Source organism: Sphingomonas sp. NCPPB 2930, assembly GCF_042867205.1.
Lineage (GTDB): Bacteria > Pseudomonadota > Alphaproteobacteria > Sphingomonadales > Sphingomonadaceae > Sphingomonas.
The window spans coordinates 75,176-95,325 of sequence record NZ_JBHZQU010000007.1 but is presented as its reverse complement, the minus strand read 5'-3'; the positions used below and the strand labels follow the sequence as shown (position 1 = coordinate 95,325).

The following is a 20,150-nucleotide window of genomic DNA, read 5'->3' as shown; positions in this document are numbered from 1 at the left end:
ACACCAATGGCAAGTCATTCTTTCCATTGGCTTTTGTCACAAAATTGTCATGAAAATCAAAAGTGTCGCCGCCCGCCTGATCGCCCCGGTCCTGGTGTCCGTGATATTGCTCGCCAGCCTGTCGGGGGTGACGCTTCACCTCTCGCAAAGGGTGGCCGCCGCCAATGAGGCCGCCACCGATGCGGGCGCGCTGATGTTCCGGCTGGCGGAACTGCGCTCGCTCAGCCGGTCGTTGCAGCGCGATGCGCTCAACCTGGCGCTGGAGGAGGACCCGGCGGAGCGGCAGGTGATCCTGACCAAATTCACCAAGCGACTGGCGAGCTTCAGCGACGAGCTGGCGTCGCTGCGCCGCGTGCCGCCGGGATCGGTGTCGGCCGAGTATCTGGCGTCGCAGGACCAGGTGCGCGCCGAACTGGCGATCACCGGGCGGCTGGCCAATGGCGGCGACCGGGCGGGCGGCCTGGCCCATTTCCGCCAGCGCGTCCGCCCCGCCGAGCGGCGCGCCTCCACGATCGCCGACAGCCGGATCGACGCGCTGAAGGAGGACGTCGCCGCGCTTCACGACCGGGCCGCCGAGACCGCCGAACAGGGTCGCTGGATCCTGATCGGCGCGACTGTGATGCTGGCGGTGGTCGGGCTGGCCATGGGGCTGACCATCGCGCTGCGGACGGTGGTGCGCCCGCTGCACGACCTGCGCGCCGCGATGGGGGCGCTGGCCGCCGGGCGGACCGACATCGCCATCCCGCACGGATCGCGCGCGGACGAGGTGGGCGAGATGGCCCGCTCGATGGCGGCGTTTCGCGACCATCTGGCCGAGGCCGAGGCGGCCAAGGCGCGCCAGACCGACCTGATCGTGTCGAGCATCGGCCAGGGCCTGTCCGCGCTGGCGAAGGGGGATTTGACCGCCCGGATCGACGCGCCGCTGGAGGCGCCCTTCGCGCGGCTGAAGGCCGATTTCAACGGCGCGATGCTGGCCTTGCAGGCCGCCATGGCGGCGGTGGCGGGCACGGCGGACGGCATCCGGGCGGGCGCGATCGACATTCGCCAGGCCTCCGACGACCTGTCCCGCCGGACCGAGCAACAGGCCGCCAGCCTGGAGGAGACCGCCGCCGGGATGGACGAGGTCACCGCCACTGTCCGCCACGCCGCCGACGGCGCGGCCCAGGCCGCGCAGGTGGTCGAGCGGACCCGCAGCGAGGCGCGCGAGGGCGGCGCGGTGGTCGATCGGGCGCGTGCCGCGATGGGCGACATCGAACATGCCTCGACCGAGATCGCCACGATCATCGGGGTGATCGACGGCATTGCCTTCCAGACCAATCTGCTCGCGCTCAATGCCGGGGTCGAAGCCGCGCGGGCGGGCGATGCGGGCAAGGGATTCGCCGTCGTCGCGTCGGAGGTCCGCGCGCTGGCGCAGCGTTCGGCGGATGCCGCGCGCGACGTGAAGGCGCGGATCCTGGCCAGCGCGGATCAGGTGCGCGTCGGCGTCGACCTGGTCGGCCAGACCGGCGACGCGCTGACCCGGATCAACCAGGGCATAAGCGAGATCGGCGCGCTGATGACCGGCATCGCCAAGGATACCGCGCATCAGGCGGGCAGCATGGGCCAGATCAACCTCGCGCTGACCGAGATGGACGGCGTCACCCAGCAAAATGCCGCGATGGTCGAACAGGCGACCGCCGCCGCGCGCACCCTGGCGCAGGAGGCGGAGGAGCTGAACGCGGCGATCGCCCGCTTCCGCCTGGCCGAGCCGCGCAGCGCCCGGCCATCGGCGCCGCTGCACCTCGTCGCCTGAGGGGCCGTTTGGAAACGCGCTGGCAGCGCGTTCGGGCGGTACCGGCCCGCTCCCCCACCCGGTCTCCCATCAAGGATACTCTGCGAGAGGCCCGTTGGGATCGGATGGGGACCATCATGGCTTGGGGATTCGAAACGCATCCTTTCCCCGCCCGTGCTTGATCCCCGTCGCGACCCGCGCCACATGGGGGACATGCTGATCGAGACCGAACCGACGCCCAATCCGGCGACGCTGAAATTCCTGCCCGGCCGCAAGGTCATGGACAGCGGCACCCGCGACTTCGCCTCGCCCGAGGAAGCCGCCGCCAGCCCGCTGGCCGAGGCGATCTTCAACCTGGGCGACGTGACCGGCGTGTTCTTCGGTCGCGACTTCGTCTCGGTCACGGTCGCGCCCGGCACCGAGTGGTCGGATGTGAAGCCCGACGTGCTCGGCATCCTGCTGGACCATTTCTCGGCGCAGATGCCGCTGTTCAGGCAGGGCGCGGCCGATTTCGCGGTTCCGGGCGAGGAAGAGGCGTTCGCCGACGATCCCGAGGATGCCGACATCGTCGCGCAGATCCGCGAACTGATCGACACGCGCGTCCGGCCCGCGGTCGCCAATGACGGCGGCGACATCGTCTATCGCGGCTTCGACAAGGGCAAGGTCTATCTCAAGATGCAGGGCGCCTGCGCGGGTTGCCCCTCCTCCACCGCGACGCTCAAGAACGGCATCGAGCAGCTGCTGCGCCATTATGTCCCCGAAGTCACCGAAGTGAGGGCCGTCTGATGAACCCGATCGACGACGCCAGCCTCGACCGGCTGTTCCGCGAAGGACGGACCTTCAACCATTATCTCGACACGCCCGTCGGCGAGGACGAGATCCGCGCGGTCTGGGATCTGATGAAGATGGCCCCGACCTCGACCAACCAGAGCCCGGCGCGCATGGTCTGGTGCCTGAGCCAGGAGGCGAAGGACAGGCTGGCCGACTGCGCGACGGGCAGCAATGCGGACAAGATCCGCGCCGCCCCCGCCGCCGTGGTGATCGGCATGGACGTGAATTTCCACGAAAACCTGCCGCAGCTGTTCCCGCATGTCGATGCCAAGAGCTGGTTCGACGGCAATACCGAGCTGCGCGAAGCCTCCGCCTTCCGCAACAGCTCGCTTCAGGGCGCCTATCTGATCCTGGCCGCGCGTGCGCTGGGGCTGGATACCGGCGCGATGTCGGGCTTCGACCAGGGCGCGGTGGACAAGGCGTTCTTCGCCGACCAACCGGGCGTGCGGTCCAACTTCATCGCCACGATCGGCTATGGCGACCGCAGCACGCTGCACCCGCGCAATCCCCGTCTGTCGTTCGAACAGGCCAACCGGATCGTCTGAGCCCCATCTTGCGCACGCTGGTCATCGATACCGCCACCGCCGCCTGCTCGGTCGCCCTTCTGGAGGGCGAGCGGGTGATCGGCCATGCCCATGACGTCGTCGGGCGCGGCCATGCCGAAAAGCTGGTGCCGATGATCGCCGCGCTGCCCGATGGCGGCCGGGCGGCGCGCATCCTGGTCGATTGCGGCCCCGGCAGCTTCACCGGCATCCGGGTCGGCATCGCCGCCGCGCGCGGGCTGGCGCTGGGCTGGGGCGTCAGCGCCACCGGGTATCACTCGCTGGCGCTGGTCGCCGCCGCCGCCTTTGCGACACGGACGGACGAGGCGCTGACCGTCGTGCTGGAAGGCGGGCATGGCGAGGTGTTCGTCCAGGCCTTTGCCCGCGACCTGACCCCGCTCTCCCCCTTCGCTTCGATGAAGCCCGATGCCGCGCTCGCCGCGCTGGAGGGACGGGTGGCGGTCGGCAACGGCGTGCGCTGGCTGACCGCGCTCGCCCCCGACCTGCCGGTGGTCGAGGCGCTGCCCGATGCGTCCGAGGCCTGGCGGCTGCCGCCGGGGCTGGTCGGGCTGGCGCCGCGCCCCGTCTATGGCCGCGCGCCCGATGCCAAGCTGCCCGGCGGCATCACCCCACCAGAGCTCGCCGCCTGATGGCCAGCCTCAGCGTGCAGCTGCGCGCCGGGGATGCCCGCGATGCGGGCGCGGCCGAGCAGGTCATGGCCGCCGCCTTCGATCCGCAATGGGGCGAGGCCTGGACGCGGGCCCAGCTGCTGGGCGTGATGGCGATGCCCGGCGTCCATCTGCTGATCGCCGAGGCGGGCGGCGAACCGGCGGGCTTCGCGCTGACCCGCGCCGTGATGGACGAGGCCGAGCTGCTGCTGCTGGGCGTCGTCCCCGATCATCGCCGCCATGGGATCGCCAGCGCGCTGATCCGCTCGGTGATCGCCGACTGCGCCGCGTCGGGGGTGGTGACGCTGCACCTGGAGGTCCGCTCGAACAATCCGGCGGTGCTGTTCTACACCGCGCACGGCTTTGCCAAATGCGGCGAACGGCGCAATTATTACAGGGGCGCGGACGGGCGGCATTATGATGCCCACACCTATGCCCGCGCCATTGGCTGACCCGATCACAGTTTCCGGGTTATTGCGAGTCGCTATCCCCTTTTCGCAATTAGGCTTTGCGCGTAGAGAGGGGGTCAGCCCGAGGAGTTGAACGTTACCATGGCCCGCAAAATCGATCTTGAAGCGCTGTGCGCGCAAAAGGGACTGCGCATCACCGAACAGCGCCGCGTGATCGCCCGCGTCCTGTCGGAAGCGGAGGACCATCCCGATGTGGAAAAGGTCTATGAGCGCGCCGCCAAGATCGATCCGGGCATCTCGATCGCGACCGTGTACCGCACCGTCCGCCTGTTCGAGGAAGCCGGCATCCTGGACCGCCACGATTTCGGCGACGGCCGCGCCCGCTACGAACCCTCGCCCGAGGCGCATCACGATCACCTGATCGATGTCGAGACCGGCCGCGTGATCGAGTTCGTCGACCCCGAGCTGGAACAGCTGCAAAAGGCGATCGCCGAGAAGCTGGGCTTCCGCCTGGTCGACCACCGGATGGAGCTTTACGGCGTCAGCCTCGACCGCAAGGGATGACGGCGAGCATCGCCTTGTCCGATGCCGACCACAAGGGCGGCCTGCGTGCAGCGGGTCGCCTTTCGTGCATTATCGGCACGCTGCTGGTCGCGCTGATGCTGCATGGCGCCTGGCGGGCGCTCGGACGCCGCTCGCCCTGGCCGCGCCGGTTCCTGCGCTGGGTCGCCATCATCCTGGGCGCGGACATTCGGGTCACCGGCACCCCGCTCCGGCAAGATGCGATGATCGCGGCCAATCACCTGAGCTGGATGGACATACTGCTGCTGGCGGGCACATCGGGCACCCGCTTCGTCGCCAAGGCGGAGGTGGCGGCGCTGCCGCTGATCGGCTGGCTGGCGGGGCTCAACCGCACCTTGTTCGTCGCGCGCGGCGACCGCCTGGGTGTCGGCGATCAGGTGGCGACCATCCGCGCCGCGCTGACCGAGGGGCAGCCGCTGGCGATCTTTCCGGAGGGGACGACGGGCGATGATCTGCACCTCCTGCCCTTCAAGCCCGCGCTGTTCGCCGCCTTGGTCCCGCCCATCCCCGGCATCCGCGTCCAGCCGGTGCGGATCGACTATGGCGCGGCGGCGGCCGATCTGACGTGGCTGGGCGACGATGCGGGCGACGCGCATGCCAGGCGGGTGCTGCGGCGACCGGGGCGCTTCGTGGTGACGCTTCATTATCTGGAGCCGTTCGATCCCGCCGACTTCCCCTACCGCAAGGCGATCGCCGCCGAGGCACGGGCGCGCATCGCCGCATCCTGACCCGTTTGTCGCACCGCGCGGGGGCCCTGTCCTGCCCGGTGCGACGCCCCCATCGCCGACGCTGGCGAGGCCCCGCGATTTGCGATAAGGGGCGCGTCATGCCCGCATCTCCCAAGACCTTCCACGTCAAGTCCTTCGGCTGTCAGATGAACGTCTATGACGGCGAGCGCATGGCCGAGCTGATGGCCGCGCAAGGCCTGTCGGCGACCGACGATGCCGGTGCCGCCGATCTGGTGGTGCTCAACACCTGCCACATCCGCGAACGCGCGACCGAGCGCGTCTATTCGGAGATCGGCCGTATCCGCAAGGACGCCGCCGACGAGGGCCGCAAGCCGATGATCGCGGTCGCCGGCTGCGTCGCGCAGGCCGAAGGGCCCGAGATCGTCCGCCGCGCCAAGGTCGATGTGGTGGTCGGCCCGCAGGCCTATCACAACCTGCCCGACCTCGTCGCAAAGGCGGCGGCGGGCGAGGCCGCGCTCGACACCGACATGCCGGTCGAATCGAAATTCGTCCACCTGCCCGGCCGCCGCAAGGTCGGCCCCTCGGCCTTTCTGACGGTGCAGGAGGGTTGCGACAAATTCTGCACCTATTGCGTGGTGCCCTATACGCGCGGGGCGGAGGTCAGCCGCTCCTATTCGGCGATCATGGACGAGGCGCGCGCGCTGGTCGATGCGGGCGCGCGCGAGATCACGCTGCTGGGCCAGAACGTCAACGCCTGGAACGACGCCGACGACCGGGGGCTGCACGGGCTGATCCGCGAGATGGACCGGATTCCGGGGCTGCACCGCATCCGCTACACGACCAGCCATCCCAATGACATGACCCAGGGGCTGATCGACGCGCACCGCGACGTCGAGAGCCTGATGCCCTTCCTCCACCTGCCGGTCCAGTCGGGCAGCGACCGCATCCTGAAGGCGATGAACCGCCAGCATAGCCGTGACAGCTATATGCGCGTGATCGACCGGGTCCGCGAAGCGCGCCCCGACATCGCGCTGTCGGGCGATTTCATCGTCGGCTTTCCGGGAGAGACCGAGGCGGAGTTCGCCGACACGCTGAGCCTGGTCGATGCGATGGGCCATGCGCAGGCATTCAGCTTCAAATACTCCCCCCGCCCCGGCACCCCCGCCGCGACCATGGCCGATCAGGTTCCCGCCGAGGTGATGGACGACCGGCTCCAGCGTCTCCAGGCCGCGCTCAACCGCGACCAGCACGCCTTCAACATGGCGAGCGTCGGGCGGACCTGCACCGTCCTGATCGAGCGGCGCGGCAAGCTGCCCGGCCAGATGCTCGGCAAGTCGCCCTGGCTCCAGTCGGTCCACCTGATCGGCGACCACCAGATCGGCGATCTGGTCGAGGTGGAACTGGTCGCGGCGGGCCCGAACTCGCTGACCGGACAGGCCAAGGTCAAGGCGGCGGCGTAAGCCGCCCCCCCTACCTCCCGAAGTCGAAGCCCAAGATGATTGTTCGCGCGGAGACGCGGAGGCGCGGAGATGTCTCGCCCGCTGATGCTTCACTCAGCCCTCGCGACCGGAAGACCTTTTCCATGGCGAATGGCTAACAGGCCGAGATCGCGGCTGGATGCGCACTCTCCGCGCCTCCGCGTCTCCGCGCGAACCAAATCTTCCTGATCGCGCAGAGGCGCAGAGAGCGCAGAGGAAGAAGAGGGTCTCCCGATCGCGAGGGAATGCTCTTCTTCTCTGCGTCCTCCGCGCCTCTGCGCGCGAAAAACCGTCCCGCCGACACACCTATGTCATGCAATTTCGCTGGCGTTCCGTGCCCCGCCATCCCATCTTGGCGGGACAACAGACGGTGAAAGGACCGCATGAGCCGCAAGCCCCTCCCCGCCCAGGCCGGTGAACGCAGCCGGGCGGAACTCAGCTTCGACAAGCCGCAAGTGCTGGCGCAGCTGTTCGGCCAATATGACCGCAATCTGGTCGCGTTGGAAAATCGATTGGGCGTCTACATCACCGCGCGCGGCAACCGCGTCGGGCTGGAGGGGACCTCGGAGCAGGTGGCGCTGGCCCGCGACGTGCTGAACGACCTCTATGCCCGTATCCAGCGCGGCGAGGAGGTCGACACCGGCCTGGTCGACGCCGCGATCGCGATGGCCTCCGAGCCGACGCTCGACGGCATTCTCAGCGCCGAGCGGACGTCCGCCCCGCCGATCATGATCCGCACGCGCAAGAAGACGATCGTCCCGCGCACGCCCGCCCAGGCGCATTACATGAAGCAGCTCGTGTCCAACGACATGATCTTCGCGCTCGGGCCGGCGGGCACCGGCAAGACCTATGTCGCGGTGGCGCAGGCGGTCGCGCAGCTCATCACCGGATCGGTCCAGCGGCTGATCCTGTCGCGCCCGGCGGTCGAGGCGGGCGAACGGCTGGGCTTCCTGCCCGGCGACATGAAGGAGAAGGTCGATCCCTATCTCCGTCCGCTCTACGACGCGCTCTACGACTGCCTGCCCGCCGAGCAGGTGGAGCGGCGGATCGCCAGCGGCGAGATCGAGATCGCGCCGATCGCCTTCATGCGCGGCCGGACGCTGGCCGATGCCTTCGTCATCCTCGATGAGGCGCAGAACACCACCCCTGCGCAGATGAAGATGTTCCTGACCCGCTTCGGCCAGAACAGCCGGATGGTGATCTGCGGCGATCCCAACCAGGTCGATTTGCCCGGCGGCGTCGCGGCCTCGGGCCTGGCGGATGCGGTGCGGCGCCTGGAGGGCGTGGAGGGAATCGCGATGAGCCGCTTCACCGCCGCCGACGTGGTGCGCCATCCCATCGTCGGGCGGATCGTCGATGCCTATGAGGGGCCGAATGCCTGACGGCCTCGTCCTTTCGTTGGCGTAACGCCGGAACTGTTGATAGGGGGCGGCGATTTACCGTCCGACCGCCCCCGCCGCCCCTGAAAGGCCCCGATGATCGAAATTGCGCTGATCCATGAAGAGCCCTGGTCCGGCGACGAGGACCAGTGGACCGCGCTCGCCACCCGCGCCGCCCGTGCCGCGATCGAGCGGACGCCGCATGGCCCCCTGCTGACCACGCCCGCGATCATCGAGATCTCGGTCCGGCTGACCAGCGATGACGAGGTGCATGCGCTCAACCGCCAGTACCGACAGAAAGACAAGTCGACCAACGTCCTGTCCTTCCCGATGGTCCAGCCCGACCTGATCGAGACGGTCACGCAGAATTCGGACGATGGCGAGGTGCTGCTGGGCGACATCGTGCTGGCGCATGGCGTGTGCGTCGCCGAGGCGGTCGAACGCGGGATCGCGACCGAAACCCATGCGACTCATCTGCTGGTGCACGGCGTGCTTCATCTGCTAGGCTATGACCATATGCAGGATGACGAGGCCGAAGCGATGGAAGCGATCGAGCGCGACGCGCTGGCCAGCCTCGGCATCGCCGACCCCTATCTGATACGCGAGGACTGACACCCCCCGATGGCCGACGGCCCCAGTAGCAGCACCGGCAACGGTGACTCCCACGAATCCGGTATCTGGCAGGGGCTGAAATCCCTGATCTTCGGCGGCGATCAGGAAGAATCGCTGCGCGACCAGCTGGAAGAGGCGATCGACCGGCACGAGGACGATCCCGGCCCCGACGCCAAGGGCGACCTGACCCCGCTGGAGCGGCAGATGGTGCGCAACCTCCTGCATTTCGGCGAGCGCGACGCGGGCGATGTGGGCGTCCCCCGTGCCGACATCATCGCCATCGAAGAGCGGACGACCTTCGACCATCTCGTCCAGATCTTTGCCGAGGCCGGGCATAGCCGCCTGCCCGTCTATCGCGAGACGCTCGACCAGATCATCGGCATGGTCCACATCAAGGACGTGTTCAACATCCTGGCGACCGGTGCGGAGCATCCCGCCACCCTGGCCGGGCTGATCCGCGATCCGCTCTATGTGCCGATGTCGCGCGGCGCGCTCGATCTGCTCGCCGACATGCGCCAGAAGCGGGTGCATCTGGCGGTGGTGCTCGACGAATATTCGGGCACCGAGGGGCTCGTCACCATCGAGGACCTGATCGAGGAGATCGTCGGCGAGATCGAGGACGAGCATGACGAGGCGCCGCAGGCGCTGCTGGTGCCGCTCGACGGCGGGGCCTGGGACGCCGATGCGCGGGTCGGGCTGGAGGAGGTCGCGCGCACCGTCGACCCCGCGCTCGAAGAGGCGGAGGACGATGTCGACACGCTGGGCGGCCTGACCGCGGTGATGGCGGGACAGGTGCCGCCGGTCGGCACGTGCCTCGACCATCCCAGCGGCTGGCGGATCGAGGTGACGGAGGCCGACGAACGCCGCATCCACCGCCTGCGCCTGCATCCCGCGGTGGCGGCGGCGGAGGAGTGATCCGCGCCTGACGGGGATCGGCGGGTCTGCGCTGCGAGGACCTGGTCAGTCCCCCTTCACCACGGCGATACGGTGGGCGGTTTGCCGGACGCCCCGGCAAACCGCTCCTGTTCATCCCCGCGCCTGCGGGGATCGGAAACGCATCAGGTTGGCAGTCTCCGAACCATCGCGCGGTGTGGTGCATCGTGCCGCCGTTTCGCTTTCGACGCATTGCTCATAGCTGGAGTAATGGATGTCCAGGCGCGGCTGACCGGCAAAGTCATAGCCTGAACACCGGATCTCCACCTCCTGCTGACAGGTCGGCCGTGCCAGCGCCGGCGTGGCCGCCCCCGCGATGGCAACCGTCGCCAGTGCGGCGAACCCTGGAATGGACAGCACAATCTTCGTCATCTTGGCCTCCCTGAACATGCCTGTGGCATGGGGATGCTAGGCTTGGTCAGGTCGTACGCAATGACTCTCGCATTCGTTTCGGATCTACCTAGGCCGCCGAAGAAAAATCAGCCACTCGATCACTGAAGTCGTTTTAATGCGTTATGCCGGTCAAGCCAGCTCGCTTATGAATGCCAACACGATCAGAACGGCGCGCGGGAAACCCCTACATCGTTCAGGATGATCGAAGCCCAAGCTTCTAGATTCGAAGGCGCGAAATAAACTCCCTGACATTTCGCGCCTTCGACGGCCGTCGACGTGCTCCCCAAGGCGTCGGCGGCCAAATCACGATTCGAGCAGCGTACCCACGTCGCGTGCCGCCACGACCCAGCGGTAAAAGGCGTCGTCCAGATAATAGCGCAGCTGGATCGGCTCCATGGTCACCTTCTTGGCATTGCCGACGCACGGGCGGGCCTGATCGAGCACCATCAGGGTCAGACGCTCCTGCAAGGCGGGATTGCCATGCGCCTGGACCATGCGGGTCACCAGATCGGGGCGCAGCCGGGTCATGCAGATGCCGATCTGGAACAACAGCCGATCGCTCGGAATGCGCCGGGCGTTGCGCCCCGCCTCACGCATGTTCAGCCGCTGCTGGATCGCCGGATTGTTCACGTCCGCTTCGCTCAGCGTGGCATCGGGGGCATAGCGTGCCATCGCCTCTTCGAGCAGCGCACCACGATCGTACAGGTTGCGGCAGGTCACGATGTCCTGCTGCGCGACGGGATTGCACTCCCCCAACTGTGGCGGCGCGCTGGCAAAGGGCAGGTCCGAATAGCATCCGCTGTTCGCCCGGATGATCCGGTCAAGCGCATAGGTCTGCGGCGCGCTGTTCATGTCGCCATCGATCAGGGGACCAAGCATCTTGGCATCGAGATTTTTCGCGCATTTGGCGAATCGGGCGGAACGGTCGGCCACGATCGCAAAGCTTTGCCCGGTAATCACCTTGTTGATCCCCGGCGGCGGCGGCGCGTTGCGATCGTTGCTGCCCTGGACGACGACTTCACCCGATTGACCGGTCTTTTCGGTCGCCTGGGCATTGGATTTATCCTGAGTGGAAGCGGATGCTTGCACGGTCGGCAGCGCAAACGCCGCGACGGCCAGCATGAATATCTTGAACACTCGATTACCCCCGATAGGTTTGAGCCGATCCTGTTATGATAGGAAATTTTACATTTTGCGAATACTTTCCAGAAGTACTGGAATTGCTTGGATATTGGTTCGTCTCGTAACATCCTATCAACAGGCTGTTCCCGAATCTGTCAGCAACCCTGACACGCCTTCCCTCCGCCCGCGAAAAATTGGGCACGCGTCGCCTTAGTGCCTTCCCCCCGCACGCGGCCCCGCTTATCCTCGATGGATGCGCAAACACGTCCTGATCGTATCCGGCATCATCGTCCTGATCGGCATCGCCATCGTCGTCTGGCTGGCCTGGCCCGACACGGCCCGGCTGAGCGTCGAGCAGGTGGCGGGCAAGCAGCCGACCATCGGGGCACCGCGTGAACAGGTGATCCCGACCGTCGACATCGCCAAGCCGGTGGGCTGGGCGAACGGGGCCAAGCCGAGCGTGGCGCCGGGGCTGGCGATCCAGGCCTTTGCGAGCGGGCTCGACCATCCGCGCTGGCTGTACGAACTGCCCAATGGCGACGTGCTGGTGGCCGAAACCAACTCGCCGCCCCGGCCCAATGGCGGGATCGTGCAGCGGGTCATGAACTTCTTCCTCGGCCGGGCGGGCGCGGCGGTGCCGTCGGCCAACCGGATCACCCTGCTGCGCGATACCAATGGCGACGGCGTGGCCGATCTGAAGACGCCGTTCCTGACCGGGCTGAACTCGCCCTTCGGCATGGTGCTGTTCGACGGCTATCTGTACATCGGCAACACCGATGCTCTGGTGCGCGTGCCGTATCGCGACGGCGAGACCAGGATCACCGCGCGCCCCGAAAAGGTCGTCCCACTGAACCCGGCGGGCAACCACTGGGCGCGCAACGTCATCGCCTCGGGCGACGGCCAGACGCTGTTCGTCTCGGTCGGATCGGCCAGCAACGTCGCCGAGAACGGCATGGAGGCCGAGAAATACCGCGCCGCCATCCTGCAGGTCTGGCCCAAGGACAAGAATTGGCGGATCTATGCCTCGGGCCTGCGCAACCCGAACGGCATGGCGCTGAACCCGCAGAACGGACGGCTGTGGACCGTGGTCAACGAGCGCGACATGCTCGGCTCGGACCTGGCGCCCGACTATCTGACGCAGGTCGAGTTCGGCGACCAGTTCGGCTGGCCCTGGTATTATTGGGGCGGCTATCCCGACGACCGGGTCCAGCCCGCCAACCCCGCGCTCCAGCAATATGTGAAGCGCCCCGACTATGCGCTGGGGCCGCACGTCGCGGCGCTGGGCCTGACCTTCGCACAGGGGGCCAAGCTGGGCGACCGCTTCGCACAGGGCGTGTTCGTCGGCGAGCATGGTTCGTGGAACCGCAAGCCGCCCTCGGGCTACAAGGTCGTGTTCGTGCCGTTCGCCGCGAACGGCTTTCCGGTGCCGGGGGTGAAGCCGGTCGATGTCGTCACCGGCTTCCTCAACGCCAAGGGCGAGGCGCAGGGACGCCCCGTCGGCGTGATCGTCGACAAGGCGACGGGCGGACTGTTGGTGGCGGACGATGTCGGCAATGTCGTATGGAAGGTCCACGCCGCCCAATAAGGTCCGGAGGGGGCCGGTCAGTCCGGGCCCCGCCCTCCCGCTCAGGGCCTGCTCAGGCGGGTTTCACCTTCAGGAGCGCCAGGCCGAAGCCCATGAAGATCGCACCCGTCAGGCGGTTGAAGGCGCGCTTCACCGACGGCCTGCCCAGATAGCGCGACAGCGAACGCCCGCCGAGGGCATAGACCGCATACCACAGCCCCTCGATCACCGCGAAGGTGGCGACCAGGATCGCGAATTGCGGCATCTGGGCTCTGGCGGGATTGATGAACTGGGGCAGGAAGGCGACGGCGAACAAGATCAGCTTGGGGTTGCTGATCCCGATCAGGAAGCCGCCGCGAAAGACCGCGCGGTGCGACAGGCTGGGCAGGATCGCGCCGTCACCGACATCGACCGGCGCGACGTCCGCGCGCCACGTCTTGATCCCCAGGAACAGCAGATAGGCGACGCCCGCATAGCGGATCACCTCGAACGCGCCGGGCAGCGCCAGCAGCAGGGTCGTCAGCCCCGCGGCGGACGCGGCCAACACGATCACCACCGCGCTCAGGCATCCCGCCATGGCGGCCGTGCTGCGCCTCAGCCCCATATCGACCGACCGGGTCATGATGTGCAGCATGTTGGGACCGGGCGTGCCCGACAGGAGGAACACGGCCCCGACGAAGAGCCACCATGTATGCAGTGCCATCATTCCCCCCTCTTTCCCCCGATGGACCCGTGCGGGCCCCCTTACTTCAGCAGCTTGGGCGCCTCCGACCGGATGACCGCCTCCAGCTGGCTGGAAAACAGCGACAGGAAGGCGGGCAGGTTCACCACCGCATGGACCTTGTCGTCATAGACGGTCGCCTCCGCGCCGATGGTCTGGCCCATCGCGCCGACGGTGAAGTGCATCGTGTCGCCGTCCCAGCGATGCTCGACCGTGGCGCCGCCGGGGATCATCCGGCCGATCTTGCCGATGCCGCCGTCCAGCCGCTGACGGACGCCCTCCTTGCCGAGCTTGTGCGGGATATCGAGCGAAATGGGCGCGGTCATGCGGGCATCTCCGTGGCGAACAGCATCTTATCATCGGCAAAGGCCTTGAACTCCAGCGCATTGCCGCTGGGGTCGCGGAAGAACATCGTCGCCTGCTCGCCGGGCTGGCCCCGGAAGCGGACATAGGGCGCGATGCCGAACGTCACGCCCGCTGCCTCGACCCGTGCGGCCAGCGCCTGCCAGTCGGCCATGGTCAGCACGACGCCGAAATGCGGCACCGGCACCTGATGGCCGTCGACCGCATTCTCCACCGCGACCGGCTGTGCGGCGGGGTCGAGATGCGCGACGATCTGATGCCCGAACAGGTCGAAGTCGATCCAGTGATCGCTCGAACGCCCCTCGGCACAGCCGAGAATCTCGCCATAGAAATGGCGGGCGGCGGCCAGGTCGTGGACCGGAAAGGCGAGGTGGAAGGGGCGCAGGGTCATGGAGGGAAGCTAGGGAGGCAGGGTCCGTTTTGCCACCCTTTCCTCCCCGGCACGGCTCGCTTGCACATACGCAGCGGGGTGGAGGAGTCGGATCGACATTCACGATTGAGCCTTCTTCTCCTCTCCCCTGGACAGGGCAGAGGGTTAGCGGCGTGGGTGAAGGGTTGAACGAGCCCAAAGGCTCGCGCGCTGCGCGCATGCACCCCTCACCCAGCTCCGACTAAGCCTTTGCTTTCGCAAAGACCAAGTCTGCGCAACCCTCTCCCCTCTGCGAGGGGCGAGGGAAGGATAAGGCATCGTTGCATGTCGATCAGCCCTTAGGACGTCCTTGCCCCCCTCCGTCAGCGCATCGCGCTGTCCCCTCCCCGTGAGCCGCGAGGATTGCGAACTCCCGCATTGCTCCTGTCATGGCCACGCGCCATATCCTGCCGCCGTGACCCGCTATCCCGCCCTCCTCGCCCTGATCGCCGGGGCCGTCGCCGCCTGCGGCTTTGCCCCGCTCGACCTCTGGCCGCTGATGCTGGCCGGGCTGATCGTCCTGCTCGCGCTGGTGCAGGACGCGCCGACCATGCGGGCGGCGCTGTGGCGCGGCTGGGCGTTCGGGGTCGGGCATTTCACCGTCAACAACAACTGGTTCCAGCACGCCTTCGACTTTCAGGACAAGATGCCGCCGGTGCTGGGTTATTTCGCGGCGGTCGGCCTCGCGCTGTATCTCGCGGTGTTTCCGATGGCGGCGGCGGGCGTGGCGTGGCGGTTTCGCGAGCGACGGGCCGACACGGCCTACGTCCTGATCTTCGCCGCGGCCTGGATCGCGACCGAATATCTGCGCGCGCGGCTGTTCACCGGCTATGCCTGGGACCCGGTGTCGGTCGTCTGGCTGCCGGTGATCGGCGTGGCGCGGATGAGCGCCTATGTCGGCACCTTTGCGCTGTCGGGGCTGACCGTGCTGCTGGCGGGGGCGATCTGGCTGGCGCTGCGCAGGGACTGGCGTCCGGCCGCGGCGATGGTGCCCGCGACCGCGCTCGCCGCCCTGTCCGCCCCGCTTACCCGCGCGCCCGAGCCCGGTGCCGATGCGCCGCTGGTCCGCGTCGTCCAGCCCAATGTCAGCCAGGACCAGCGCGGCGAGAGCGACGGGCCGGAGATGCTCGAACGGCTGATCGCGCTGTCGGGCCGCCCCGGTCCCCGCCCGCGCCTGGTCGTCTGGCCCGAGGGCGTGGTGCGCGACATGATCGAGGACGGCTATCCCGAATGGGCCTATTTCGGGTTCAACTATGCCCCGCCCTTCTGGGATCGGCGCCGGATCGCCAGCGTGCTGGGCCCGCGCGATACGGCGCTGGTCGGTGGCACCGCGCTGAACTTCTCGTCCGATCGTCGGCGGGTGGTCAGCGCGACCAACAGCGTCTTCGCGATCAGCCCGGCGGCGCGGATCACCGGCCGCTATGACAAGGCGCATCTGGTGCCCTATGGCGAATATCTGCCCATGCCCTGGCTGCTCAAGCCGCTGGGCCTGGCGCGGCTCGTCCCCGGCGACATGGATTTCAGCGCGGGCCCCGGCCCCCGTAACCTGCGCGTCCCGAATTTCGGGCCGGTCGGGGTGCAGCTCTGCTACGAGATCATCTTCTCGGGCCAGGTGGTGGACGAGGCGCATCGTCCGCGCCTGCTCTTCAACCCGTCCAACGACGCCTGGTTCGGCCGCTGGGGCCCGCCGCAGCATCTGGCGCAGGCGCGGATGCGCGCGATCGAGGAAGGGCTGCCCATCCTGCGCGCCACGCCCAACGGCATCTCCGCGATCATCGCCGCCGACGGCCGGTTGGTCGCGACCGTCCCGCATCTGGTGACCGGCGCGGCGCAGGCCCCGCTGCCCGCTGCCCTGCCGCCGACGCCCTTTTCGCGGATCGGCAACATGCTGGCGCTGGCCATCGCGGCGGCGCTGGCCGCGATCGGCGTTGCCATCCGCCGCCGCGCCCGCTAGGACCGATATAAAGCTATCTTTATATCCTTATGAGGACGAGAATGCGGAACTCGTACATCTTCACCTCGGAATCGGTTTCCGAAGGTCACCCCGACAAGGTCGCCGACCAGATCAGCGACGCGATCGTCGACCTGTTCCTGTCCAAGGATGCCGAAGCGCGCATCGCGTGCGAGACGCTGACCACCACCAACAAGGTCGTACTGGCGGGCGAGATCCGCTGCAAGGGCGTGTTCGAGAACGATCAGTGGGCCGAAGGCGCGCTGGAAGAGATCGAGCAGACCGTGCGCGATACCGTCAAGCGGATCGGCTATGAACAATCGGGCTTCCACTGGGCGAATTTCGACTTCTCGAACAACCTGCACGGCCAGTCGGCGCATATCGCGATGGGCGTGGACGAGAGCGGCAACAAGGACGAAGGCGCCGGCGACCAGGGCATCATGTTCGGTTACGCGACCGACGAGACCCCCGGCCTGATGCCCGCCACCCTCTATTACAGCCACAAGATCCTGGAAAAGATGGCGGCCGACCGCCACTCCGGCGCGGCCCCCTTCCTGGAGCCCGACGCCAAGAGCCAGGTGACGCTCCAGTACGAAAACGGCGTGCCGGTCCGCGCGACCGCGATCGTCGTGTCGACCCAGCATTCGGCCGAGCTGTCGAACGAGGCGGGCCAGGCCAAGCTTCGCGACTATGTGAAGTCGGTGCTGACCGAAATCCTGCCCGAAGGCTGGCTGCCCGACGACAAGCAGATCTACGTCAACCCGACCGGCCTGTTCGAAATCGGCGGCCCGGACGGTGACGCCGGCCTGACCGGCCGCAAGATCATCGTCGATACGTACGGCGGCGCGGCGCCCCATGGCGGCGGCGCGTTCAGCGGCAAGGACCCGACCAAGGTCGACCGCTCGGCGGCTTACGTCGCGCGCTACCTCGCCAAGAACGTCGTCGCGGCGGGCCTGGCCAAGCGCTGCACCATCCAGCTGTCCTATGCGATCGGCGTCGCCGAGCCGCTGTCGGTCTATGTCGACCTGCACGGCACCGGCACCGTCGAGGAGGCCAAGCTGGAGGCCGCCCTTCCCAAGCTGGTTCGCCTGACGCCCAAGGGCATTCGCGAGCACCTGAAGCTCAACGCGCCGATCTATTCCAAGACCGCCGCTTACGGGCATTTCGGCCGCGAAGCCGAAGGCGCGCTATTCACCTGGGAAAAGACCGATCTGGTCGACCGGATCAAGGGCGCCGTCGCCTGATCCGATCACCGACCGATGACGGAAAAGGGGAGCTTAGGCTCCCCTTTTTTTATGGCTGGTCCGGCGTCTCGCCCTGCACCTGGCCATGCGCCAGCAGCGTGAACAGGCCCGCCCCGCCGACCAGATTGCCGAGGATCGCCGGAAGCATCAGCCCGAACACGGCCTGTTCGATCGTGACCTTCCCGGTGAAGACCAGCAGGAACGTCTCGTCCGCGCCGACGATCGAATGGCTGAATCCGGCGATGGCGATGACATAGGTGATCGCCAGGATGATCCAGAAGGCCTGGTTCCGGCCATTGGGCAGGATCCAGGCGACCACCGCGATCAGGAAACCGGCGGGGATGGCGTTGATGAACGTCTGCCACCCGTTCAGGTCCAGAATGCCCGCCGACACCGCGATCATCGCCGCGCGAATCTCGGGATTGCCCAGCGCCCCGCCCGCGACCATCCCGGCGGCGAGCGCGGTGCCGATCAGATTGGCGAACAGCACGATCCCCCACAATCGCAGCGTCCGCTGCAACGCCCAGCCCGATGGCCTGGTCACCAGCGGCAGCATCGCGGTGATCGTGCTCTCGGTGAACAGCTGCATCCGCCCCAGGATCACGACGAGGAACCCGACCGGATAGCCGAGCGCCGTAACCAGCTCGCGCCACGGTGCCTCGGGCAAACCCGCATGCAGCGCGCCCTCGGCGATCAGCGAGCTGTGGATCGCGATTCCCGCCGCCAGCCCCGACCAGAACAGCGCGCCCGCGGGGCGGTCGAGTTCGCTCTCCCCCGCCTCGCGCACCGCACGGTGGAGATCCTTGGCATCGGCGGCTTTCTGCGCCTTGCCCTCGGCTTTGCTGTCATCCTGATCCATTCCCCGCCAGCAACGCGCGCGCACGGTCTTGGCTCCCGCCCCCTCCCCGCGCTAAGGGCGCGCGATGAACGATCCGACGACGATCCGCCGCCTCTATGGCCGGCGACAGGGCCATAAGCTACGCCAAGGTCAGGCCGCGCTGGTCGAGGACATGCTGCCCACCCTCAGCGTGCCCGAGGACGGCCCGCTCGACGCCGTGCGGCTGTTCGGCGACGCGCGCCCGCTCCAGGTCGAGATCGGCTTCGGCGCGGGCGAGCATCTGGCGGGCCAGGCCGAGGCGACGCCGGGCACCGGCTTTATCGGCTGCGAGCCGTTCCTGAACGGGGTGGTCGGCGCGCTGGGTCATATCCGCGACCGCGACCTGACCAATGTCCGCCTGCACATGGGCGACGCGCTGGAGGTGATCGAGCGGCTGCCCGATGCCAGCCTCGACCGCGTGTACCTGCTCCATCCCGATCCCTGGCCCAAGGCCCGCCACGCCAAGCGCCGGATGATGAACCACGGTCCGCTCGACACCATCGCCCGCAAGCTGAAATCGGGCGGCGAATTCCGGCTGGGCACCGACGATCCGACCTATTGCCACTGGTCGATGATGATCATGAACGCGCGGGCCGACTTCACCTGGCAGGCGCAGACCCCCGCCGACTTCCTCACCCGCCCCGCCGACTGGCCCGAAACCCGTTACGAGCGCAAGGCCCGGCGGCAGGGGCATGAGGTGTGGTATTTCCGGTATATCCGCCAGTGACGGCGGCGCGCGCCTGATGGCCTTGGGCGGTCAGGCGCGCAGTTCGGCGATCATCGGCGTGGTCGGCGCCACGTCGCGCGAGACCGTCAGCGGCCCAAGGTCGCGCCGGGCAATCTCGGCGAGGATGACGGTGCGGTCGCCGCGCTCCGGCGCGACCGCGATGGTGGCCAGCGCGGTCAGCAGGGTCGCATCGTCCATATATTCGATCAGATCCGGGTCGAACATCGGGTCCATCGCATCCTCCCATCCTGGATTATTATCGGAGATAACAAGCGGATCGCGTTGCGGTTGCCTCGTCGCATGCCGCCGTTACGGGTTCGCCGATCGGGACTGGCACGACGGGGGCGTGGCGCTATAGAGCCGGGCGCGGATATGATGGTGGAAAGCCTGAATCTTGGTCGATGACAGCTGGGGCGTGTCCCCACCGCGCGGTGGATTGCGCGTGCGTACGAACGACAGTCTGGAGGAACGGGCGGCCGCCCGTGCGAAGGCGCGCGAAGCCCGGGCGGGCGAGCGGGCCGCGATCATGGCCGACCGGATGGAGGCCCGCATGGCCAATCGCGTGCGCGACACGGCCGCGCGCGAGGCCGAGCGGACCGCCCGGCGCGAGCAGGAAATGGCCGCCGCCGCGCGCGATCCGCACGCCGCCGCCGCCAAGCGCCACCGCACCTCGGGTCGCAAGGACGTGGTGCGCGAGCAACGCGACACGCGCGGCTATGCCACGCTGGTCGATGAGGGGCGGATTCGCGAACTGGCCAAGCGGGGCGCGTCGCTGGGCGGACTGGCTGCGGCGTTCGGGATCGAACAGGATGAGATCCGGCGAATCCTGGAAACGGAGCCCGAGGTCGATCCGGCCTAACGCCTCGCTTACCAAATTGCGCTAG

General features: G+C 67.9%; 23 protein-coding genes. 16 read left to right on the top strand and 7 right to left on the bottom strand.

Annotated elements, in window-relative coordinates; translation table 11 throughout:
- Positions 1-49: 49 nt before the first annotated feature.
- The 11 genes from ACFX59_RS10235 (at position 50) to ACFX59_RS10185 (ending at position 9,877) form a co-directional block, all read left to right on the top strand.
- Complete coding sequence (locus ACFX59_RS10235) at positions 50-1,792, top strand: methyl-accepting chemotaxis protein (RefSeq protein WP_387432141.1); 1,743 nt, start codon at positions 50-52, stop codon at positions 1,790-1,792.
- Positions 1,793-1,984: 192 nt separating this feature from the next.
- Positions 1,985-2,557, top strand: a complete 573-nt coding sequence (locus ACFX59_RS10230) for a NifU family protein (protein ID WP_387432139.1) — start codon at positions 1,985-1,987, stop codon at positions 2,555-2,557.
- A complete protein-coding gene (locus tag ACFX59_RS10225) occupies positions 2,557-3,147 on the top strand; it encodes a malonic semialdehyde reductase (RefSeq protein ID WP_307102863.1) in 591 nt (196 codons plus the stop codon). Before ACFX59_RS10230 ends, ACFX59_RS10225 begins: the two co-directional genes overlap by 1 nt.
- Positions 3,148-3,155: 8 nt before the next feature.
- On the top strand, positions 3,156-3,794 hold the full coding sequence (tsaB, locus tag ACFX59_RS10220; RefSeq protein WP_387432136.1) for a tRNA (adenosine(37)-N6)-threonylcarbamoyltransferase complex dimerization subunit type 1 TsaB: 639 nt from the start codon (positions 3,156-3,158) through the stop codon (positions 3,792-3,794).
- Positions 3,794-4,264 (top strand): GNAT family N-acetyltransferase, encoded by a 471-nt coding sequence (locus ACFX59_RS10215; protein WP_387432133.1) that lies wholly within the window; start codon positions 3,794-3,796, stop codon positions 4,262-4,264. The genes tsaB and ACFX59_RS10215 overlap by 1 nt, the downstream gene beginning before the upstream one ends.
- Before the next feature lie 99 nt (positions 4,265-4,363).
- Positions 4,364-4,786 carry a Fur family transcriptional regulator gene (locus tag ACFX59_RS10210; RefSeq protein ID WP_007406973.1) on the top strand — a complete coding sequence of 141 codons (423 nt, stop codon included), beginning with the start codon at positions 4,364-4,366 and terminating at the stop codon, positions 4,784-4,786.
- Positions 4,783-5,532: a lysophospholipid acyltransferase family protein gene (locus ACFX59_RS10205; RefSeq protein ID WP_387432131.1), complete on the top strand. Its 750-nt coding sequence runs from the start codon at positions 4,783-4,785 to the stop codon at positions 5,530-5,532. The genes ACFX59_RS10210 and ACFX59_RS10205 overlap by 4 nt, the downstream gene beginning before the upstream one ends.
- A gap of 98 nt (positions 5,533-5,630) precedes the next feature.
- Positions 5,631-6,953, top strand: a complete 1,323-nt coding sequence (gene miaB / locus ACFX59_RS10200; RefSeq protein ID WP_387432129.1) for a tRNA (N6-isopentenyl adenosine(37)-C2)-methylthiotransferase MiaB — start codon at positions 5,631-5,633, stop codon at positions 6,951-6,953.
- A 401-nt stretch (positions 6,954-7,354) separates the two neighbouring features.
- A complete protein-coding gene (locus tag ACFX59_RS10195; RefSeq protein WP_307102852.1) occupies positions 7,355-8,353 on the top strand; it encodes a PhoH family protein in 999 nt (332 codons plus the stop codon).
- A gap of 93 nt (positions 8,354-8,446) precedes the next feature.
- Complete coding sequence (ybeY, locus tag ACFX59_RS10190) at positions 8,447-8,962, top strand: rRNA maturation RNase YbeY (RefSeq protein ID WP_387432127.1); 516 nt, start codon at positions 8,447-8,449, stop codon at positions 8,960-8,962.
- Positions 8,963-8,971: 9 nt separating this feature from the next.
- Positions 8,972-9,877, top strand: coding sequence for a hemolysin family protein (locus ACFX59_RS10185; protein WP_387432125.1), 906 nt, complete (start codon positions 8,972-8,974; stop codon positions 9,875-9,877).
- Positions 9,878-9,988: 111 nt separating this feature from the next.
- Here ACFX59_RS10185 and ACFX59_RS10180 read toward each other — a convergent pair whose 3' ends face one another.
- Both ACFX59_RS10180 and ACFX59_RS10175 read right to left on the bottom strand, forming a co-directional pair.
- Positions 9,989-10,267, bottom strand: coding sequence for a hypothetical protein (locus tag ACFX59_RS10180; protein ID WP_387432123.1), 279 nt, complete (start codon positions 10,265-10,267; stop codon positions 9,989-9,991).
- 324 nt (positions 10,268-10,591) lie between these two features.
- The gene (locus ACFX59_RS10175; RefSeq protein ID WP_387432121.1) at positions 10,592-11,425 is read right to left on the bottom strand and encodes a hypothetical protein; all 834 of its coding nucleotides are present in this window, start codon (positions 11,423-11,425) and stop codon (positions 10,592-10,594) included.
- A 238-nt stretch (positions 11,426-11,663) separates the two neighbouring features.
- Between ACFX59_RS10175 and ACFX59_RS10170 the strand changes: the two genes are divergently transcribed.
- Complete coding sequence (locus tag ACFX59_RS10170) at positions 11,664-12,995, top strand: PQQ-dependent sugar dehydrogenase (protein WP_387432118.1); 1,332 nt, start codon at positions 11,664-11,666, stop codon at positions 12,993-12,995.
- Between the two features lie 52 nt (positions 12,996-13,047).
- Here the strand turns inward: ACFX59_RS10170 and ACFX59_RS10165 are convergent, their stop codons facing one another.
- From ACFX59_RS10165 to ACFX59_RS10155, 3 genes are read right to left on the bottom strand one after another with little or no spacing between them, the layout of a single operon-like run.
- Positions 13,048-13,677, bottom strand: a complete 630-nt coding sequence (locus tag ACFX59_RS10165; RefSeq protein ID WP_387432215.1) for a LysE family translocator — start codon at positions 13,675-13,677, stop codon at positions 13,048-13,050.
- A gap of 41 nt (positions 13,678-13,718) precedes the next feature.
- Positions 13,719-14,021 (bottom strand): polyhydroxyalkanoic acid system family protein, encoded by a 303-nt coding sequence (locus ACFX59_RS10160; protein WP_354294184.1) that lies wholly within the window; start codon positions 14,019-14,021, stop codon positions 13,719-13,721.
- Positions 14,018-14,449 (bottom strand): VOC family protein, encoded by a 432-nt coding sequence (locus ACFX59_RS10155; RefSeq protein ID WP_387432116.1) that lies wholly within the window; start codon positions 14,447-14,449, stop codon positions 14,018-14,020. Before ACFX59_RS10155 ends, ACFX59_RS10160 begins: the two co-directional genes overlap by 4 nt.
- A gap of 433 nt (positions 14,450-14,882) precedes the next feature.
- On the opposite strand from ACFX59_RS10155, the gene lnt reads away from it, so the two are divergent.
- On the top strand, positions 14,883-16,421 hold the full coding sequence (gene lnt, locus ACFX59_RS10150; protein WP_387432114.1) for an apolipoprotein N-acyltransferase: 1,539 nt from the start codon (positions 14,883-14,885) through the stop codon (positions 16,419-16,421).
- Positions 16,422-16,462: 41 nt separating this feature from the next.
- Positions 16,463-17,662 carry a methionine adenosyltransferase gene (gene metK / locus ACFX59_RS10145; protein ID WP_387432112.1) on the top strand — a complete coding sequence of 400 codons (1,200 nt, stop codon included), beginning with the start codon at positions 16,463-16,465 and terminating at the stop codon, positions 17,660-17,662.
- 49 nt (positions 17,663-17,711) lie between these two features.
- Here the strand turns inward: metK and ACFX59_RS10140 are convergent, their stop codons facing one another.
- Complete coding sequence (locus ACFX59_RS10140; protein WP_387432110.1) at positions 17,712-18,521, bottom strand: formate/nitrite transporter family protein; 810 nt, start codon at positions 18,519-18,521, stop codon at positions 17,712-17,714.
- Between the two features lie 64 nt (positions 18,522-18,585).
- Between ACFX59_RS10140 and trmB the strand changes: the two genes are divergently transcribed.
- Positions 18,586-19,266, top strand: a complete 681-nt coding sequence (trmB, locus tag ACFX59_RS10135) for a tRNA (guanosine(46)-N7)-methyltransferase TrmB (protein ID WP_354294860.1) — start codon at positions 18,586-18,588, stop codon at positions 19,264-19,266.
- A gap of 30 nt (positions 19,267-19,296) precedes the next feature.
- Here trmB and ACFX59_RS10130 read toward each other — a convergent pair whose 3' ends face one another.
- Positions 19,297-19,500 (bottom strand): hypothetical protein, encoded by a 204-nt coding sequence (locus ACFX59_RS10130; protein ID WP_387432108.1) that lies wholly within the window; start codon positions 19,498-19,500, stop codon positions 19,297-19,299.
- A gap of 208 nt (positions 19,501-19,708) precedes the next feature.
- Here ACFX59_RS10130 and ACFX59_RS10125 point away from each other — a divergent pair, with 208 nt between their 5' ends.
- Positions 19,709-20,125, top strand: coding sequence for a hypothetical protein (locus ACFX59_RS10125; protein WP_387432105.1), 417 nt, complete (start codon positions 19,709-19,711; stop codon positions 20,123-20,125).
- Positions 20,126-20,150 lie beyond the last annotated feature (25 nt).

Coding starts and splice junctions, on each gene's coding strand:
- ybeY (WP_387432127.1), top strand. CDS start 8,447: ATGATCGAAATTGCGCTGATCCATGAAGAGCCCTGGTCCGGCGACGAG.
- ACFX59_RS10230 (WP_387432139.1), top strand. CDS start 1,985: ATGCTGATCGAGACCGAACCGACGCCCAATCCGGCGACGCTGAAATTC.
- ACFX59_RS10160 (WP_354294184.1), bottom strand. CDS start 14,021: ATGACCGCGCCCATTTCGCTCGATATCCCGCACAAGCTCGGCAAGGAG.
- ACFX59_RS10155 (WP_387432116.1), bottom strand. CDS start 14,449: ATGACCCTGCGCCCCTTCCACCTCGCCTTTCCGGTCCACGACCTGGCC.
- ACFX59_RS10205 (WP_387432131.1), top strand. CDS start 4,783: ATGACGGCGAGCATCGCCTTGTCCGATGCCGACCACAAGGGCGGCCTG.
- ACFX59_RS10170 (WP_387432118.1), top strand. CDS start 11,664: ATGCGCAAACACGTCCTGATCGTATCCGGCATCATCGTCCTGATCGGC.
- ACFX59_RS10130 (WP_387432108.1), bottom strand. CDS start 19,500: ATGGACCCGATGTTCGACCCGGATCTGATCGAATATATGGACGATGCG.
- ACFX59_RS10165 (WP_387432215.1), bottom strand. CDS start 13,677: ATGGCACTGCATACATGGTGGCTCTTCGTCGGGGCCGTGTTCCTCCTG.
- trmB (WP_354294860.1), top strand. CDS start 18,586: ATGAACGATCCGACGACGATCCGCCGCCTCTATGGCCGGCGACAGGGC.
- ACFX59_RS10185 (WP_387432125.1), top strand. CDS start 8,972: ATGGCCGACGGCCCCAGTAGCAGCACCGGCAACGGTGACTCCCACGAA.
- ACFX59_RS10140 (WP_387432110.1), bottom strand. CDS start 18,521: ATGGATCAGGATGACAGCAAAGCCGAGGGCAAGGCGCAGAAAGCCGCC.
- ACFX59_RS10210 (WP_007406973.1), top strand. CDS start 4,364: ATGGCCCGCAAAATCGATCTTGAAGCGCTGTGCGCGCAAAAGGGACTG.
- ACFX59_RS10180 (WP_387432123.1), bottom strand. CDS start 10,267: ATGACGAAGATTGTGCTGTCCATTCCAGGGTTCGCCGCACTGGCGACG.
- ACFX59_RS10195 (WP_307102852.1), top strand. CDS start 7,355: ATGAGCCGCAAGCCCCTCCCCGCCCAGGCCGGTGAACGCAGCCGGGCG.
- ACFX59_RS10215 (WP_387432133.1), top strand. CDS start 3,794: ATGGCCAGCCTCAGCGTGCAGCTGCGCGCCGGGGATGCCCGCGATGCG.
- ACFX59_RS10235 (WP_387432141.1), top strand. CDS start 50: ATGAAAATCAAAAGTGTCGCCGCCCGCCTGATCGCCCCGGTCCTGGTG.
- ACFX59_RS10225 (WP_307102863.1), top strand. CDS start 2,557: ATGAACCCGATCGACGACGCCAGCCTCGACCGGCTGTTCCGCGAAGGA.
- metK (WP_387432112.1), top strand. CDS start 16,463: ATGCGGAACTCGTACATCTTCACCTCGGAATCGGTTTCCGAAGGTCAC.
- miaB (WP_387432129.1), top strand. CDS start 5,631: ATGCCCGCATCTCCCAAGACCTTCCACGTCAAGTCCTTCGGCTGTCAG.